Source organism: Chromobacterium sp. Ag138 (genome assembly GCF_055181315.1).
This window is the reverse complement of the sequence record NZ_JBUPWA010000001.1, coordinates 3,093,522-3,110,509: the sequence shown is the minus strand read 5'-3', so window position 1 is coordinate 3,110,509 and position 16,988 is coordinate 3,093,522. Positions and strand designations below refer to the sequence as shown.

The following is a 16,988-nucleotide window of genomic DNA, read 5'->3' as shown; positions in this document are numbered from 1 at the left end:
CGCCGGCGGCGCGGCTTGAGCATTGCCCGGCGTTGCGACTACTATCTACTGCCCTGTCATAAAAACCGCAACGCCATGACCGTCGCCCAACCGATACTCGACACGCCCCGCCTGCGCCTGCTGCCGGCCGGTCCCGCGCTGGCGGCCTCCATGCTGGAACACCAGTTGCGCAACCGCGAGCACTTCGCGCCTTGGGACCCGGCCCCCGGCGAGCAGTTCTACACCGAAACCTACTGGACCATGCAGCTGCGCCAGCGCGCGCGCGGCTGGGAAGAAGGCGACAGCGCGCGCTTCCTGCTGGCCACCCAGACGCAGCCGGAGCGGGTGATCGGCACCGTCAGCCTCAGCAACATCGTCCGCGGCGTATTCCAGGCCTGCCATCTCGGCTACGGCATAGACCAGGCGCACGAAGGCCAGGGCCTGATGCGCGAGGCGCTGCAGGCCGCCATCGGCTTCGCTTTCGACGAGTTGAAACTGCATCGCATCCAGGCCAATTACCAGCCCGCCAATGTCCGCAGCGCGGCGCTGCTCAAGCGGCTGGGCTTCGTGATCGAAGGCCAGGCCAAAGACTATCTGTTCATCAACGGCGCCTGGCGCGACCACGTGCTGACTTCGCTGACCAATCCGAACTTCGACGGCCGGCCGCTGCTAGGCTGACGCGACGGCCGCGCGCCGCGGCCAGGGAAACCCGCTCCACCAACGCAAGGGAAGCGCATGCATCGTACCTTTCTGACCGCCGCCGACGGCGAAGCCATCCCGCTGCGCGAATGGCTGCCGGACGGCCCGCCGCGCGCCGCGGTGCTGATCTCGCACGGCATGAGCGAATACGCGGCGCGCTACGACCGCTTCGCCCGGACGCTGACGGCGGCCGGCTACGCGGTGTACGCGCACGACCACCGCGGCCATGGCGATTCGCCCGCGCCGCGCGGCTTCTTCGCCGCGGAAGACGGCTGGCGCAAGGTGGTGGACGATGTGGAAACGGCGCGCCGCCACGCGGCGGAGCGGCATCCCGGCCTGCCCGTCGTCCTGTTCGGCCACAGCATGGGCAGCTTCATCGCCCGCGCCCACTTCCTGCGCTATGGCGGCCAGTTGGCCGGGCTGATGCTATCGTCCACCGGTTATCGGCAGCGGCCTCTGGCGCGGGCGCTGGGCGCCGTCGCCCGCTTCCTGGGGCGTCGCCGCGGCTGGGACCAGCCCAGCCGGCTGATGGCCGCGCTGGTGTTCGGCAGCTTCAACCTGGGCTTTCCGCCGTGGCGGACCAAGATGGAGTGGCTGAGCCGCGATCCGGCCGAAGTGGACGCCTACCTCGCCGATCCGGACTGCGGCTTCGATCCGACGCCAGGCCTGTGGGCCGATCTGTTCACCGGCATCGTGGCCATGGAGCAAGGCGAAGCGGCGGGACAGGGCATCAACCGCCGCTGCCCGGTGCTGCTGTTCGCCGGCAGCCGCGATCCGGTCAGCCTGGGCCGGCTGGCGCTGGGACAGCTGGAGATCCGCTACCGCGACGCCGGCGTGCTGGACCTGCAAAGCAAGGTTTATCCCGGCGGCCGCCACGAGATGCTGAACGAAAGCAACCGCGCCGAAGTGGAAGGCGATATCCTGGCCTGGCTGGCCAGGATCGTCCCCGCCTGAGCGCCGCCTGTCCCCCATTTCGACTGGAGTTTCGCCATGATAGAAGTGCACCACCTGAATGAATCGCGCTCGCGCCGCATCACCTGGCTGCTGGAAGAGCTCGGGCTGGATTACCGGGTAATCCGCTACCAGCGCGATCCCCAGACCCGGCTGGCGCCGCCGGAGCTGAAAGCCGTCCACCCGCTGGGCAAGGCGCCGGTGCTGCGCGACGGCGACGCGGTGCTGATCGAGTCCGGCGCCATCATCGACTACCTGATCCGCACTCATGGCAACGGCCGCTTCGCGCCGGACATCGCCTCGCCCGACTACAACCGCTACGTCCAGCTGCTGCATTACGCCGAAGGCTCGGCGATGCTGCCCATCCTGCTGCAGCTCTACGTCGGCCGGCTGGGCGAGGCCGGCGCGCCGCTGCATCCCCGCATCCACGGCGAATTGCAAAACCACCTCGGCTATCTGGACGGCGAACTGGCGGGCCGCGACTACTTCGTCGGCAATGGGCTCACCGGCGCCGATGTGCAGCTGTCCTTCGTCGCGCAGATCGCGGCGAAGGGCGATGGCCGCGGCCGCTACCCCAATCTGGCGCGCTTCGTCGACATGATCGAAGCGCGCCCGGCCTACCGCCGCGCCGCCGACAAGCACGGCGAATAAGAGCCGCTGACCAAACCCCTGATCCTGCGTTGCGCCTCCTTGTCGTCCGACTGGTACGGCCTGCGTCGGCTGATCAGGCCGCGATAGCCTCCACCTTGCCATCCAGCGCCATCAGATAGGTTTCCACCGCCAGCTGGGGATGCTTGTCCAGGATTTCGTCGCGCAGCGTCAGCAGCGCCTTGGCGTGGATGCGGGTTTCCTTGCCCGGGTCCTGCGCGAAATCCTCGCCGAAGGCCACCTTGTAGGCGCCGCAGTCGCGGTGGTCCAGCAGCACCACTCGCTTGATGTGGTGCAAGTCTATCGCCACGCCCAGGTGCTGCCAGAAGGTGGCGTTCCAGTCGGGAAACTTGTCGGTGATCGATACCATCGAAGCGCCGGCCAGCACGATGTGGTCGTACTTGCCGCGCAGGTCCAGGCCATCCATGAATTCGCCGACAGCGTGGACCAGCCGGTAATCCATGCAAGACAGCAGTAAGGCGTCGGTGCCGTCTGCCGCCCAGCTGGTCCGCGGCAGGAAGCTGCCGAGCAGCACTGCGCCGCCGCCCAGGCTGGCCAGTTTCAGAAAGCCGCGGCGGCCGAGCGGACGCTCCTCCAGCGAGGCCAGGCAATCGGCGCGCTCATGGCGCGATGTTTCGCACATACCATTCTCCTTTGTCATATCCGAATCGCCATCCAGGCGATTATAGCGGCAGCAGCGACCGACAGCCGGCGATTCCATTGACAACTTACTTACCAGTAAGTATCTTGGCCACAGGGTTGACATCGCCAGACGAATCAAAGGCTTGGGCGCGTCCCGCCCGGGCCGCTACATAACGGACACGAGGAAGAAACATGAGCGCTTACCCGCACCTGCTGGCCCCGCTGGACCTGGGTTTCACCACGCTGAAAAACCGCGTGCTGATGGGTTCGATGCACACCGGCCTGGAAGAATCCCCGGGCGGCTTCGAAAAAATGGCCGCCTTCTACGCCGAGCGCGCGCGGGGCGGCGTGGCGCTGATCGTCACCGGCGGCGTCGGCCCCAATGCCGAAGGCTGCGTCGCCGAGGGCGCGGCCCAGCTGTCGGATGCGCACGAGGTGGAAAACCACCGCCTGGTCACCGAGGCTGTGCACCGCGAAGGCGGCAAGATCGCGCTGCAGATCCTGCACTCCGGCCGCTACAGCTTCCAGGAAAAGTGCGTGTCGGCCTCGCCGTTGCTGGCGCCGATCAACTTCTACACCCCGCGCGAACTGTCCGACGCCGACGTCTGGCAAACCATCGCCGATTTCGCCAACTGCGCCAAGCTGGCCCAACAGGCCGGCTACGACGGCGTCGAGGTGATGGGCTCCGAAGGCTATCTGATCAACCAGTTCATCGCCCGCGCCACCAACAAGCGGACGGACGACTGGGGCGGCAGCTTTGAAAACCGCATCCGCTTCGCCATCGAAACCGTCAAGGCGGTGCGCGCGGCGGTGGGCAGCGACTTCATCATCATCTACCGCCTGTCGATGCTGGACCTGGTGCAGGACGGCAGCAGCTGGGACGAGGTGGTGCATCTGGCCCGCGAGATCGAGAAAGCCGGCGCCACCCTGATCAACACCGGCATCGGCTGGCATGAGGCGCGGGTGCCCACCATCGCCACCATGGTGCCGCGCGGCGGCTTCGCTTGGGTGACCAAGAAGCTGATGGGCCAGGTGAAGATCCCGCTGATCACCACCAACCGCATCAACACCCCGGAAGTGGCGGAAGACATTCTGGCCAGCGGCTGCGCCGACATGGTGTCGATGGCGCGCCCCTTCCTGGCCGACCCGGACTTCGTCAACAAGGCGGCGGCAGGCCGCGGCGACGAAATCAACACCTGCATCGGCTGCAACCAGGCCTGCCTGGACCACATCTTCCAGGGCAAGCTGACCTCCTGTCTGGTCAACCCGCGCGCCTGCCGCGAAACCGAGCTGAACTACGAAAAAACCGCCAGCGCCAAGAAGCTGGCGGTGGTCGGCGCCGGCCCGGCCGGCCTGGCCTTCGCCACCGTCGCCGCCGAGCGCGGCCACAGCGTGACGCTGTTCGACGCCGCGGCCGAGATCGGCGGCCAGTTCAACGTCGCCAAGCAGATTCCGGGCAAGGAAGAGTTCTACGAGACGCTGCGCTACTTCAAACGCCGCCTCGAAACCACCGGCGTCGAGCTCAAGCTGGGCGCCCGCGTCGCCGCGGACGATCTTTCGGGCTTCGACGAAGTGGTGTTGGCCACCGGCATCGCGCCGCGCACCCCGGCCATCCCCGGCGTCGATCACCCCAAGGTGCTGAATTACCTGGACGTGCTGAAGCACAAGAAGCCGGTGGGCAAGAAAGTGGCCATCATCGGCGCTGGCGGCATCGGCTTCGACACCGCCGAGTACCTGTGCCACCAAGGCCGCTCCACCTCGCTGGACGCCGAAGCCTTCATGCGCGAGTGGGGCGTGGACATGAGCGGCGACACCGCCGGCGGCCTGGCGCCGCAGGGGCCGCAGCCGCACCCGAGCCCGCGCGAGGTCTACCTGTTGCAGCGCAAGACCAGCAAGGTGGGCGAAGGTCTGGGCAAGACCACCGGCTGGATCCACCGCGAAAGCCTGAAGATGAAACGGGTGAAGATGCTGTCCGGCGTCAGCTACGACCGAATCGACGACGCCGGCCTGCACATCACGGTGAAGGGCGAATCGCAAGTGCTGGACGTGGACAATGTGGTGATCTGCGCCGGCCAGGATCCGCTGCGCGAATTGCAGCAACCGCTACTGGACGCCGGCAAGCCGGTGCACCTGATCGGCGGCGCCGACGTGGCGGCCGAACTGGACGCCAAGCGCGCCATCGACCAGGGCTCGCGCCTGGCCGCCGCCATCTGAGCCCTGGCCTCGGGCAATCCGACGCCGCCCAGCCCCCGCCGCCGCGGGGGCTTTTTCATGCCTTCGGCATTTATGTCAAACAAACAGACAAACGGTTAACAAGTGTTTCGAAGCAAGCTGACTTAACATTCAATACACATTACTCAATCAGCATGGCGCGCGGCCGTTATCGCGGCTCGTTCACAACAATACCCATCCAGGAGAAATGCCATGCCCACCCTGCCTTCTTGGCGCCGCGCCTGCCTGAGCCTGGCGCTCGCCGCCGCCGCGCTGCAAAGCCATGCCGCCCCGTCGCCGCTGCTGGACGCCAGCCACCCGGTCAACTGGTGGTTCGCCTTCAAATTCAACGCGGCCTCCTTTCCCGGTTGCGGCAACTCGGCCCAAGTGAACAGCTGCCAGTTCGGCGGCAGCCCGCAGAGCTACACCAGCGGCGGCAGCTACAGCCAGCAATACGTGTACGCCAGCAGCAGCCAGCCCAGCCTGAGCCAGGGCGGCGGCTGCGTCGGCGATACGCCGGCCGACCCGGTAGGCGCCACCTTCAGCCAGATTTACAACGGCGCGCTGAACTACGTGGTGTGGAACGACCAGTTCTACGATGATCCGGCCATCCCCGCCTGCTCCGGCAACGCCTGCGGCGCGCCGTGGGGCCACTCCAAGGGCGTGCTGGCTTGGGACGCGCAGGGCAACGGCGTGGTGATGCAGGTCAGCACGCCGTCCTGGCCAGCCTCCGGCAGCGCGCAATATCCGCGCACCAGCGACGGCAACACGCTCGGCTGCGTGCAGGACAACGATGTCGAGGTCAGCCAGCACTTCTTCTCGCTGAAACTGAGCCACGCCGACGTGCTGGCCGTGCTGCAGGGCCTGGCCAACGCCAGCGCGGTGACCGATCCGGGCAATCCGCAGATCGTCAGGAACGGCGGCCCGGCCGATATCCAGGCCGCGGTCGGCCAACTGGGCCAGCAGTCCGCCAGCTCCTCGCCGCAAGTCAGCAAACTGTCCAGCGGCGTCACGCTGATTGCCAAGCCGTCAGCCTTGCAGGTGCCGCCGTGGCAGCTGGTTTCGGCCGAACTGGGCGGCATCCCGCTGCGCGCCGCCACCTGGTGGGAGGCCAGCAAAAGCTACGCCATCCCCTCCACCACCCAGTCCGGCGCGCCGGCCTGCTGGGACTACGGATTGCCGACACCGGGCCCGGTGGCCATCGCCACCTCCGGCAGCTGGAGCGGCCAGACCTTCTCGCTGAAGGGCGGCCTGGGCAAGAACTTCAACCACGCCAAGATCGGCGTCAGCACCGGCGGCGGCATTCCGTACGCGATCTTCGGCGACATGAACCAGGAGGGCGCGCTGTCCGGCAACTGCGCCAGCGCCCAGAACGGCCGCGGCGGCCTGTTCTTCGCGCTGCCCAACGCCGCGCTGGCGCAGTCCATCGCCAAGCTGATCGGCGGCTCCACCGCCGCCTCCGCGCGCTAAGCCCGCGCCCGCCGGGGCGCGCGACCAAGCGGGCCCCGGCATGGGAGGCGGGCGGCGCGGCGCCTTGCCGGGCAGTCCGCCTCGCTGCGCCAAAGAAAACCGACAATTGTCATTGCCATTTGCGCAATGATTTGCCATTTTCATGATGAATACCAGCTCGCCGTTTCCCGCTTTCCCATCCCGCCGGCCGCGCCGGCATGCTTCCGAGGAGCGTTCATGAGATACACATCCTTGCTGTGCCTGGCCGCCATGCTGCCGCTGGCGGCCTGGGCCGCCGATCCGCTGCCCGCCTTCCATGGCGACGCCAGGCAGTCGTCGGTGTCGGGCCTGTCGTCCGGCGCCTTCATGGCCGCGCAGTACCAGGTCGCCTATTCCGCGTCGGTGGTCGGCGCCGGCGTGGTGGCCGGCGGCCCATACTATTGCGCCCAGGGCTCGCTGCCCGGCACCGTGGCCTGCATGGCCGGCCCGCCGCCCCAGCCGGCCCAGCTGCTGGCGAGCGCCAAGCAGTTCGCCGCGGCCGGCCGCATTGATCCGCTGGCCGATCTGGCCAAGCGCCGGGTGTACCTGTTCAGCGGCACCCAGGACAACACCGTCCGCACCCCGGTGGTGGATGCCGCCGCATCCTTCTTCCAACTGGCGGGCGTGCCGGCGGCGCAGATCGCCTACCAGAAACAGCTGCCGGCCGGCCACGCCCAGATCACCCCGGCCTACGGCAACGACTGCGGCGCCACCGCTTCGCCCTACATCAACCATTGCAGCTGGCAGGGCCAAGGCTACGACCAGGCCGGCCTGATCCTGCAACACATCTACGGCTCGCTGCAGGCCAAAGCCTCGGCGCTGACCGGCCGCATCGTCCGCTTCAACCAAAAACCTTACGCCGCCGCGAACAGCAGCCTGGCGGACGAGGGCTTCGTCTACGTGCCGCGCGCCTGCGCCGAAGGCGAAACCTGCAAGGTGCACATCGCGCTGCACGGCTGCCAACAGTACGCCGGCAAAGTGGGCGACGCCTTCTACGCCCACGCCGGCTACAACAACTGGGCCGACAGCAACCGCATCCTGGTGCTGTATCCGCAGACCACCGCCTCGGCGGTCAATCCCCAGGGCTGCTGGGACTGGTTCGGCTACACCGGCCCGGCCTACGCCTGGAAGAGCGGGCTGCAGATGCGGGCGCTGAAGGCGATGGCCGACCGCCTGGTTTCGGCGCCCTGAGGCGCAGCGGAAACGACGATGCCCCGCCGGGGCGGGGCATCGGACGGCCGAAGCCGGCTGGCGCTTACGCGGCGGCGCGGCGCGCCTTGACCGCGTCGGCCAGCTGGCGCAGCAGCTTCTCGGTATCGTCCCAGCCCAGACAGCCGTCGGTGATGCTCTGGCCGTACTTGAGCTCGCAGCCGGACTTCTGGTCCTGGCGGCCCTCCACCAGATGGCTCTCCACCATCACGCCGAAAATGCCGCGCTCGCCGCCGGCGATCTGGCCGGCGACATCGGCGCTGACCTCCATCTGGCGGCGATAGTCCTTGCGGCTGTTGGCGTGGCTGAAATCCACCATCAGCTTCTGCGGCAGGCCGACGGCGGCCAGCTCGGCGGCGGCGGCCCGCACGTGCTCGGCCGAGTAGTTGGGCTCCTTGCCGCCGCGCAGGATCACGTGGCAGTCCGGGTTGCCGCCGGTGGAGACGATGGCGGAGTGGCCGGTCTTGGTCACCGACAGGAAGTGGTGCGGCACGCCGGACGAGCGGATCGCGTCGACGGCGATCTTCAGGTTGCCATCGGTGCCGTTCTTGAATCCCACCGGGCAGGACAGGCCGGAGGCCAGCTCGCGGTGCACCTGGCTTTCGGTGGTGCGGGCGCCGATCGCGCCCCAGCTTATCAGGTCGGCGAAGTACTGCGGCGTGATCATGTCCAGGAACTCGGTGGCGGCCGGCATGCCCAGGCTGTTCAGCGTCAGCAGCAGGCGGCGCGCGATGCGCAGGCCGGCGTTGATGTCGTAGGATTCGTTCAGGTGCGGATCGTTGATCAGGCCCTTCCAGCCGACGGTGGTGCGCGGCTTCTCGAAATACACCCGCATCACTACCAAGAGCTCGTCCGACAAGGCCTGGCGCAGCGGCGCCAGTTTCTGCGCGTACTCGACCGCGGCGTCGACGTCGTGGATGGAACAGGGGCCGATCACCACCAGCAACCGGTCGTCCTCGCCGCGCAGCAGGGCCGAGATCTCGCGACGGGTGTTGTAGATCAGCTCGGACGCCGATTCGCTGATCGGCAGTTCGTACAGGTGGGCGATCGGGGGAAGCAGTTCCTTGATTTCACGGATTCTGACGTCGTCGGTCTGGCGTTGCATGCGGTAGTCCCTTGTGGCTATGTCGTTTTCTGCATAGCAGCAAGATAACCGGATTTGTCCGCGGGTGACAACCGCCAGACAAAAAGCGCCACGGCCTTGCGGCGGTGGCGCTTGATGTCGGGAAGAGGCGACGCTTAGTCGGCGTACTGGCGCTTCATCCGTTCGCGGCGCTCCTGCGCCTCGACCGACAGCGTGGCGGTCGGACGGGCCATCAGCCGCTTCAGGCCGATGGGCTCGCCGGTGTCTTCGCAGAAGCCGTAGGAGCCGTCATCGATCTGGCGGATGGACGCCTGGATCTTCTGCAGCAGCTTGCGCTCGCGGTCGCGGGTGCGCAGCTCCAGCGCGTACTCTTCTTCCAGAGTGGCGCGGTCGGCCGGATCGGGCGTGGCTTCTTGTTCTTGCAGGTGGTTGGCGGTAGCGTTGGCGTTTACCAGCAACTCCTGCTGCATTTGCAACAACCGGTCCTTGAAAAACTCAAGGTGGTCGGCGTTCATGTAATCATCGCCTTCCCAGTTGAGGATATCCTGTTCGGTCAGCTTGGCCATGTTTGGTGCTTCCAGCATAGAGTTGGCAACAGGCGGAGAAGATTACCGGCGGGCTAATGTTTGCGCAACTGTATTCAGCGCGAATCCCAATAATCACCGATTGCACTAACATTTTATATAGCCCGTTTCAGTACCGATAACAAGTCCGCCCGAATTGGCAGAAATATAATGGGAATGCCGGTTTCGACCCGATGTCGCCTTACAAGTTCAAAGGCGGCAAAAGCCGCCTTTGAATTGGGGCGAATCCGTTGCGGACTTGCCTCATTACAGCCGGATGCCGGTGTTTATTTCTGGCTCAGCACCCACTTCACCAGCGCCTTCAGGTCGGCGTCGGGAATATTCGGATGCGGGGTCATCGGGATCGGCCCCCAGACGCCGGAACCGCCATTCTTCACCTTGGCGATCAGCTTGGCCTCGGCGCCCTTGTCGCCGGCATATTTCTTGGCCACATCCTTATACGCGGGGCCGACCAGCTTCTTGTCCACCGTGTGACAGGCGGTACAGCTGTATTTCTGGGCCAGCTGCAGGTTCGCCATCGCCGGCGCGGCGGCGGCGCCCAGCAGCAGGGCGGCGAGCAAGGTTTTTTTCATCGTGGTTCTCCCTATCGCGTTTCACGGGGCCGCCCGGACGGGCGGCCATTGTCAAAAGCATGACAAATAACCTGTTTCATCATCCCATGACATTGAGTTGGGTCAAGAACACTGCTTCAAGCCAGGCCACCGGGGCGGCCAGGATCACCCAGACGATCACCGACAAGGCCATCGGCGCCAGGTCCACGCCGCCCACCACCGCGCGGCGGAACGGGCGCAGGAACGGCCGGGTCAGGCTGTCCAGCACCGGCGCCAGCGGATTGTAGGGATTCACCCAGCTGAGCACCGCCTGGACGATCACCGCGCCCAGCAGCAATTTCAGCGACAGCTGGAACACCGCCAGCACCGACCACAGCGACAGCACCATCCAGGCCTGCGGCAGCGCGAAAATCTCCGGCCGCCACCACAGCAGCACCATCAACACCCGCGCTAGCAGGCACACCAGCCAGGCCAGCAGCAGGGTGGCGGTATCGTAGCTGCGCACCGACGGCACCAGCTTGCGCGTCGGCAGCACCAGGAAGTTGGTGGCCGCCACCACGAACTGGCACAAGGGGTGCTTGAACGGCGCGTGGGCGACCTGCAGGTAGAAGCGCAGCACCAGCACCAGCGCGAACAGGTCGGACAGCACCTGGATCAACGATTGCAAGGTATTGACGAACATGATTCGGCCTCACTCCTGGCTGAGTTCGCGGCCCATCTCGATCGAGCGGTCGCGGCAATCCATCGCGCCGGCGACGATGGCCGCCTTGACGCCTTCGGCTTCGAAGCGCGCGATCGCGCGCTCGGTGGTGCCGCCCTTGGACATCACGTTGCGGCGCAGCTCGGCCACCGGCAGCGGGCTCTGCCGCGCCAGCTCCACCGCGCCGTCGAACGTCGCCAGCACCAGCTCGCGCGCCCGCGCCTCGTCGAAGCCGGCCTGCACGGCCGCCTCCACCATGCTCTCGATGAAATAGAACACGTAGGCGGGGCCGCTGCCCGACACGCAGGTGATGTCGTCGATGCCGGCCTCGTCGGCCAGCCACACGGTCAGGCCGGCGGCGCGCATCACGGTCTCGGCCGCCTCGCGGTCGGCGGCGGACACCGCGGCGTCGGCATACAGTCCGGACACGCCCTTGCCGACCATGGCCGGGGTGTTGGGCATCACCCGCGCCACGCGCTCCGAACCCAGCCAGCGGCGCAGCGCGTCCAGGCGGATGCCGGCGGCGATCGACACCGTCAGCGCGCCGTTCAGCCGCGGCGCGAGTTCCAGGCACAGTTCGCGCAGCTGCTGCGGCTTCACCGCCAGCACCACCACGTCGTCGGCGGAAAAGCGCTCGGGCAGCGCCTGGCCGCCGCTGACGCCGAAGTCGGCCGCCAGCTGGTCCAGCTTGTCCTGCTGATGTTCGACCACGTGGATGCGGTGGCCGCCCTGGCGGGCCAGGCCGCCGATGATGGCGCCGGCCATATTGCCGCCGCCGATGAATGTGATACGCATAGCGTCCCCTTGTGTATGCGTCGGCTCCGGCGCGCGCCGGCAGCCGGAATGTTCAATGTTGGTAGTCGCGCTGGCCGAAGATGGCCGAGCCCACCCGCACCAGGGTGGCGCCTTCGGCCACCGCCGCCTCCAGGTCGGCCGACATGCCCATCGACAATGTGTCGAGCGCCAGCCCCTCGGCGTTCAGCTGCTGCTGCAGGCCGCGCAGCCTGGCGAACTGCGCCGCCAGCCGGGCCGCGTCCTGCGTCGGCTCCGGAATGCACATCAGGCCGCGCAGGCGCAGCCTGGGCAGCGCCGCCGCCGCGCGCGCCAGCGCCGCGGCCTCCTCGGGCGCGCAGCCGCTCTTGCTGTCCTCGCCGGACACGTTGACCTGCACGCAGACGTTCAGCGGCGGCAGGCTGTCCGGGCGCTGCGCCGACAGCCGCTCGGCGATCTTCAGCCGGTCTATCGAATGCGCCCAGTGCGCGCGCTCGGCGACGACGCGGGTCTTGTTCGACTGCAGGGGCCCGATGAAGTGCCATTCTATATCCAGGCCGGCCAGCGCCTCGCACTTCTGTTGCAACTCCTGCACATAGTTCTCGCCGAAGGCGCGCTGGCCGCAAGCGTAGGCGGCGCGCAGATCGTCGGCGGGAAAGGTCTTGCTGACCGCCAGCAGCGCCGCGGCGCCCGGCTCTCGGCCGGCGGCGGCGCAGGCCGCGTCCAGCCGCAGCCGCACCTGCTGCAGTCGGGAAGAAAGGGAATCGGTCATGTCGTTTTCATTTCCGTGAAGCGCCCGGCGGGGATATCCGGCCGCCCGGCAAGCGCATACAATGGATTGCGGATCCGGCCATGCCAACGGAAAACCGGCGGGCGATTATGCATAGTGGAGAATTATATGGAAATTTCCGAGCTCCTGGCTTTTACCGTCAAGAACAAGGCTTCCGACCTGCACCTGTCAGCCGGCCTGCCGCCGATGATTCGGGTCAACGGCGACATCCGCCGGATCAATCTGCCGCCGCTGGACCACCATGACGTGCACGACATGGTGTACGACATCATGAACGACTACCAGCGCAAGACCTTCGAAGACACCTACGAGTGCGACTTCTCGTTCGAGCTGCCCGGCATCGCCCGCTTCCGCGTCAACGCCTTCATCCAGAACCGCGGCATGGCCTCGGTGTTCCGGGTGATTCCCAGCAAGGTGCTGACGCTGGAGCAGCTGTCCGCGCCGCGCATCTTCCAGGACATCGCCAGCTACCCGCGCGGCCTGGTGCTGGTGACCGGCCCCACCGGCTCCGGCAAGTCGACCACGCTGGCGGCGATGATCGACTATGTCAACGAAAACGCCTTCTCGCACATTCTTACCGTGGAGGACCCGATCGAGTTCGTCCACGAAAGCAAGAAGAGCCTGATCAACCAGCGCGAGCTGGGCCTGCAGACCCAAAGCTTCGCCAACGCGCTGAAAAGCGCGCTGCGCGAAGACCCGGACGTGATCCTGGTCGGCGAATTGCGCGATCTGGAAACGATACGGCTGGCGCTGACCGCCGCCGAGACCGGCCACCTGGTGTTCGGCACGCTGCACACCAGCAGCGCGGCCAAGACCATAGACCGGATCGTCGACGTGTTTCCGGCCGGCGAAAAGGAAATGGTGCGCTCGATGCTGTCCGAGTCGGTGCGGGCGGTGATCGCCCAGACGCTGCTGAAGACCAAGGACGGCTCGGGCCGGGTGGCCGCGCACGAGATCATGATAGGCACGCCGGCCATCCGCAACCTGATCCGCGAGAACAAGATCGCCCAGATCAACTCGATGATACAGACCGGCCAGCAGCACGGCATGCAGACGCTGGACCAGTGCCTGGCCGACCTGACCCGGCGCAATATGGTGTCGCCGAACGAGGCGCGGGCCAAGGCCAGCAACAAGGACGCGTTCTGAGCCCCGCCGCGGCGGAGGCAGGCCGCGAGCGCCCGCCGCGACGATAGCGGGCTAGACTGTAGCAGCAGCTCACGCAGGAAACGCCGCCATGGAAAAAGACCAGGCCTCCAAATTCATCCACGACCTGCTCAAGCACGCGACGGGCAAGAACGCCTCCGACATCTTCATCTCCGCCGAATTTCCGCCGGCGATGAAGATCGACGGCAAGATCACGCCGGTGGCGCCGCAGGCGCTGACCGCCCAGCAAAGCAAGGAGCTGGTGCGCGCGGTGATGAACGACCGCCAGACCGAAGAATTCGAGGCGAAGAAGGAAGCCAATTTCGCGATCAACCCGCCTGGCGTCGGCCGCTTCCGCGTCAGCGCCTTCGTCCAGCAGGGCATGGCGGGCATGGTGCTGCGCAAGATCAACACCGATATCCCCACCTTCGACCAGCTGACCCTGCCCGAGGTGCTGAAGGACATCGCGCTGATCAAGCGCGGGCTAGTGATCTTCGTCGGCGGCACCGGCTCGGGCAAGTCCACCTCGCTGGCCGCGCTGGTGGATTGGCGCAACACCCATAACCAGGATCACATCATCACGATCGAAGACCCGATCGAGTACGTGCACGCCCACAAGAAATCCATCGTCACCCAGCGCGAGATCGGCGTCGATACCGAAAGCTGGGACATCGCGCTGAAAAACACCCTGCGCCAGGCGCCGGACGTGATCCTGATGGGCGAGATCCGCGACCGCGAGACCATGGCCTACGGCCTGCAGTTCGCCGAAACCGGCCACCTGTGCCTGGCCACGCTGCACGCCAACAACGCCAACCAGGCGCTGGACCGCATCCTCAACTTCTTCCCCGAGGAACGCCACCAGCAGGTATTGATGGATTTGTCGCTGAACATGCGCTCTATCATTTCGCAGCGGCTGGTGCCGCACAAATCCGGCAGCGGCCGGGTGGCGGCGGTGGAGATCCTGCTCAACAGCCCGCTGGTGTCGGACATGGTGTTCAAGGGCGAGATCGCCGGGCTGAAGGAGGTGATGGGGCGCTCGCGCGAGGCCGGCATGCAAACCTTCGACCAGTCGCTGTTCGAACTGTACGAAGCCGAACTGATCACCTACGAGGACGCGCTGCGCAATGCCGACTCCATCAACGACCTGCGCCTGAGAATCAAGCTGTACAGCGAAAGCGCGCGCAACCGCGATCCGCTGGAAGGCATAGACCACCTGGATATCGTCTGAGACCGGCCGCGCGCCGGCACCCGCCATGCAATTCGACGCCACCACCACCGTACTCATCATCGAAGACTCCCACACCGTGCGCCAGGGGCTGCGCACCATGCTGTCCATGGCCGGCATCACCCGCTCTGAAGCCGTCAGCAACGCCAGCGAGGCCCGCAACCGGCTGCGCGGCAAACACTACGACGTGGTGCTGTGCGACTACAATCTGGGCGAGGGCATGGACGGCCAGGAACTGCTAGAGGCGATGCGCAAGGGCGGCAACCTGCCGCTGTCCACCATCTGGATCATGATCACCGGCGAGCGCCATTACGAACGGGTGGTGGCCGCCGCCGAGATGGCCCCCGACGACTACATCCTCAAACCGTTCGCCTCCCAGCTGTTGCTGGACCGGATGAACCTGGCCGGCCAGCGCAAGACCTTCCTCGCCCCGGCGCACAAGCTGCTGGCCCAAGGCAAGGTGGAGCAATCGATACAGGTGCTGCTGCAGCTGGCGCGCGAGACGCAGAACGCGCAGTACCGGCTGGACGCCAAACGCCTGGCCGCCGAGCTGCTGGTCAACGAGGGCCGCCAGGGCGAGGCGCTGACCATCTACCAGGAGCTGCTGACCCAGCGCGTGATCCCCTGGGCCAAGATGGGCGTCGCCCGCATCGTCGCCGAGCAGGGCGAGAGCCAGGAATCCAACGCGCTGCTGCGCGAGATCATCGCCGACGCGCCGCGCTACACCGACGCCTACGACCTCTTGGCGCAGAACCTGATCGACGACGGCCAGTACCAGACCGCCGCCGTGGTGCTGGAAAAGGCGGTGGCGATCTCGCCGCGCAACTTCAACCGGCTGAAGAGCTGCGGCACCGCGCTGCTGCGCTGCGGCGACCCGACCAAGGCCGCCGACTACCTGCAGCGGGCGGTGGAAATCGGCCGCAACAACAATTTCTTCGGCCCCGACGTGCTGGTGGACCTGCTGCAGGCCTACAGCGAGAGCGGCCAGACCCAGCAGCTGGACCGGCTGCAGGCCGAGATAGCCGGCCGCATCGACGAGCTGCCCGGCGGCAAGCTGACCATGGCCGTGTGCCGCGCGATGACCGCGCTGGCCCAGCAGCGGCCCAGCGACGCGCTGGCGCAGCTGCAGGGCGTGGCCGGCGAGCTGCGCGCCCGCGAGACCGACTTCTCCTCCGCCCAGCGCTTCCTGTCCGCCGCGGTGCGGCTGCCGGCCGAGCTGAGCAATGATCTGCCGGAACAATGGGGCCACGGCATCGCGCTGCGCTTCGCCGACGGCCGCCACGAGCTGGGCACGCTGCTGGAAATCTCCCACAAGCACGAGGCCGGCCACGCCGCCATCGAAAACGCCTACGAAACGCTGCAGCAGGAGAGCAACAAGGCGGTGGAGCTGGCCGGCAACGGCAAGCTGGAAGAGGCCGCCGCCATGCTGTACCAGCTGTCGCAGGACACGCTGAACGAGCGCATCGGCATGAACGCCTGCGCGCTGCTGCTGCGCACCTGCGAGAACCGCCACAAGGCGAAGCTCGACTTCGCCGAGACGCAGCGCCAGGTGCAGCGGCTGATAGACTGGCTGCCGGAAGACAACGAACGCGTGCGCGGCTTCCTGCGCCGGCTGCACGCGCTGAACCCGGACTGCGAATAAAGCCGGCCACCCGAGAGGCGATATGGCATTCGATGAAAACACCACGGTCCTGATCGTGGACGACGCCCACAGCATGGCGCAGGGCATACGCGCCATCCTGGCCATGGGCGGCGTCACCCAGTCGGAAACCGCCAGCCACGCCGGCGAGGCGCAGAACCGGCTGCGCGGCCGCCGCTACGACGTGGTGCTGTGCGACTACAACCTGGGCCTGGGCATGAACGGCCAGGAGCTGCTGGAGGCGATGCGGCGCTCAGGGGCGCTGCCCTTGTCCACGCTGTGGGTGATGATCACCGGCGAGCGCAACTACGGCCAGGTGGCCAGCGCCGCCGAACTGGTGCCCGACGACTACATCCTCAAGCCCTTCACCTCGCAGCAGCTGCTGGACCGGCTGGAAGCCGCCGCCCGGCGCAAGGCCTTCCTCGCGCCGGCGCACCGGCTGCTGGACAAGGGCAAGACCGAGCAGGCGATCCAGGCCCTGGGCGGGCTGATCGCCGAGGCCGACAGCCGCCAACGGCGGCTGGACGCGCAGCGGCTGTGCGGCGAGCTGCTGGCGCGCGAAGGCCTGCACGAGGCGGCGCTGCGGCTTTACCGCGAGGTGCTGTCCAAGGATGAACTGCCCTGGGCCAAGATGGGCGTCGCCCGCATCCTGTCCGAGCAGGGCGACGGCGGCG

Annotated in this window: 17 protein-coding genes; 10 read left to right on the top strand and 7 right to left on the bottom strand. The window is 66.9% G+C overall.

Annotated elements, in window-relative coordinates:
- Nucleotides 1-75: 75 nt before the first annotated feature.
- The 3 genes from ACY3GB_RS14470 to ACY3GB_RS14460 are packed head-to-tail and all read left to right on the top strand — an operon-like array spanning nucleotide 76 to nucleotide 2,280.
- Complete coding sequence (locus tag ACY3GB_RS14470; protein ID WP_463089355.1) at nucleotides 76-657, top strand: GNAT family N-acetyltransferase; 582 nt, start codon at nucleotides 76-78, stop codon at nucleotides 655-657.
- A gap of 57 nt (nucleotides 658-714) precedes the next feature.
- Entirely contained in the window at nucleotides 715-1,632 is a 918-nt protein-coding gene (locus tag ACY3GB_RS14465) for an alpha/beta hydrolase (RefSeq protein WP_463089354.1), read from the top strand.
- 36 nt (nucleotides 1,633-1,668) lie between these two features.
- Nucleotides 1,669-2,280 (top strand): glutathione S-transferase family protein, encoded by a 612-nt coding sequence (locus tag ACY3GB_RS14460; protein ID WP_463089353.1) that lies wholly within the window; start codon nucleotides 1,669-1,671, stop codon nucleotides 2,278-2,280.
- A gap of 73 nt (nucleotides 2,281-2,353) precedes the next feature.
- Here ACY3GB_RS14460 and ACY3GB_RS14455 read toward each other — a convergent pair whose 3' ends face one another.
- Nucleotides 2,354-2,920 carry a carbonic anhydrase gene (locus ACY3GB_RS14455; protein WP_463089352.1) on the bottom strand — a complete coding sequence of 189 codons (567 nt, stop codon included), beginning with the start codon at nucleotides 2,918-2,920 and terminating at the stop codon, nucleotides 2,354-2,356.
- A gap of 191 nt (nucleotides 2,921-3,111) precedes the next feature.
- On the opposite strand from ACY3GB_RS14455, the gene ACY3GB_RS14450 reads away from it, so the two are divergent.
- From ACY3GB_RS14450 to ACY3GB_RS14440, 3 genes are all read left to right on the top strand, one after another.
- Nucleotides 3,112-5,133, top strand: coding sequence for a 2,4-dienoyl-CoA reductase FMN-binding domain-containing protein (locus tag ACY3GB_RS14450; protein WP_463089351.1), 2,022 nt, complete (start codon nucleotides 3,112-3,114; stop codon nucleotides 5,131-5,133).
- A gap of 210 nt (nucleotides 5,134-5,343) precedes the next feature.
- Complete coding sequence (locus ACY3GB_RS14445; RefSeq protein ID WP_463089350.1) at nucleotides 5,344-6,600, top strand: deoxyribonuclease II family protein; 1,257 nt, start codon at nucleotides 5,344-5,346, stop codon at nucleotides 6,598-6,600.
- 216 nt (nucleotides 6,601-6,816) lie between these two features.
- Entirely contained in the window at nucleotides 6,817-7,809 is a 993-nt protein-coding gene (locus ACY3GB_RS14440) for an extracellular catalytic domain type 2 short-chain-length polyhydroxyalkanoate depolymerase (RefSeq protein ID WP_463089349.1), read from the top strand.
- A gap of 64 nt (nucleotides 7,810-7,873) precedes the next feature.
- Here the strand turns inward: ACY3GB_RS14440 and aroG are convergent, their stop codons facing one another.
- The 6 genes from aroG to ACY3GB_RS14410 all read right to left on the bottom strand — a co-directional run bounded on the left by aroG (nucleotide 7,874) and on the right by ACY3GB_RS14410 (nucleotide 12,289).
- Nucleotides 7,874-8,932 (bottom strand): 3-deoxy-7-phosphoheptulonate synthase AroG, encoded by a 1,059-nt coding sequence (gene aroG, locus ACY3GB_RS14435; RefSeq protein ID WP_463089348.1) that lies wholly within the window; start codon nucleotides 8,930-8,932, stop codon nucleotides 7,874-7,876.
- A gap of 134 nt (nucleotides 8,933-9,066) precedes the next feature.
- Nucleotides 9,067-9,477, bottom strand: coding sequence for an RNA polymerase-binding protein DksA (gene dksA, locus ACY3GB_RS14430; protein WP_021478430.1), 411 nt, complete (start codon nucleotides 9,475-9,477; stop codon nucleotides 9,067-9,069).
- Between the two features lie 284 nt (nucleotides 9,478-9,761).
- Entirely contained in the window at nucleotides 9,762-10,067 is a 306-nt protein-coding gene (locus ACY3GB_RS14425; protein ID WP_021478429.1) for a c-type cytochrome, read from the bottom strand.
- 79 nt (nucleotides 10,068-10,146) lie between these two features.
- The gene (locus ACY3GB_RS14420; RefSeq protein WP_463089347.1) at nucleotides 10,147-10,728 is read right to left on the bottom strand and encodes a YggT family protein; all 582 of its coding nucleotides are present in this window, start codon (nucleotides 10,726-10,728) and stop codon (nucleotides 10,147-10,149) included.
- Nucleotides 10,729-10,737: 9 nt separating this feature from the next.
- Entirely contained in the window at nucleotides 10,738-11,541 is an 804-nt protein-coding gene (gene proC / locus ACY3GB_RS14415) for a pyrroline-5-carboxylate reductase (RefSeq protein ID WP_463089346.1), read from the bottom strand.
- Between the two features lie 52 nt (nucleotides 11,542-11,593).
- Nucleotides 11,594-12,289 (bottom strand): YggS family pyridoxal phosphate-dependent enzyme, encoded by a 696-nt coding sequence (locus ACY3GB_RS14410; protein WP_463089345.1) that lies wholly within the window; start codon nucleotides 12,287-12,289, stop codon nucleotides 11,594-11,596.
- 126 nt (nucleotides 12,290-12,415) lie between these two features.
- On the opposite strand from ACY3GB_RS14410, the gene ACY3GB_RS14405 reads away from it, so the two are divergent.
- From ACY3GB_RS14405 to ACY3GB_RS14390, 4 genes are all read left to right on the top strand, one after another.
- The gene (locus tag ACY3GB_RS14405; protein WP_463089344.1) at nucleotides 12,416-13,453 is read left to right on the top strand and encodes a type IV pilus twitching motility protein PilT; all 1,038 of its coding nucleotides are present in this window, start codon (nucleotides 12,416-12,418) and stop codon (nucleotides 13,451-13,453) included.
- Nucleotides 13,454-13,541: 88 nt separating this feature from the next.
- A complete protein-coding gene (locus ACY3GB_RS14400) occupies nucleotides 13,542-14,678 on the top strand; it encodes a PilT/PilU family type 4a pilus ATPase (protein WP_463089343.1) in 1,137 nt (378 codons plus the stop codon).
- Nucleotides 14,679-14,703: 25 nt separating this feature from the next.
- Nucleotides 14,704-16,317 carry a response regulator gene (locus ACY3GB_RS14395; RefSeq protein WP_463089340.1) on the top strand — a complete coding sequence of 538 codons (1,614 nt, stop codon included), beginning with the start codon at nucleotides 14,704-14,706 and terminating at the stop codon, nucleotides 16,315-16,317.
- Between the two features lie 22 nt (nucleotides 16,318-16,339).
- A partial coding sequence (locus tag ACY3GB_RS14390; protein WP_463089342.1) for a response regulator occupies nucleotides 16,340-16,988 on the top strand: 649 nt, incomplete at its 3' end.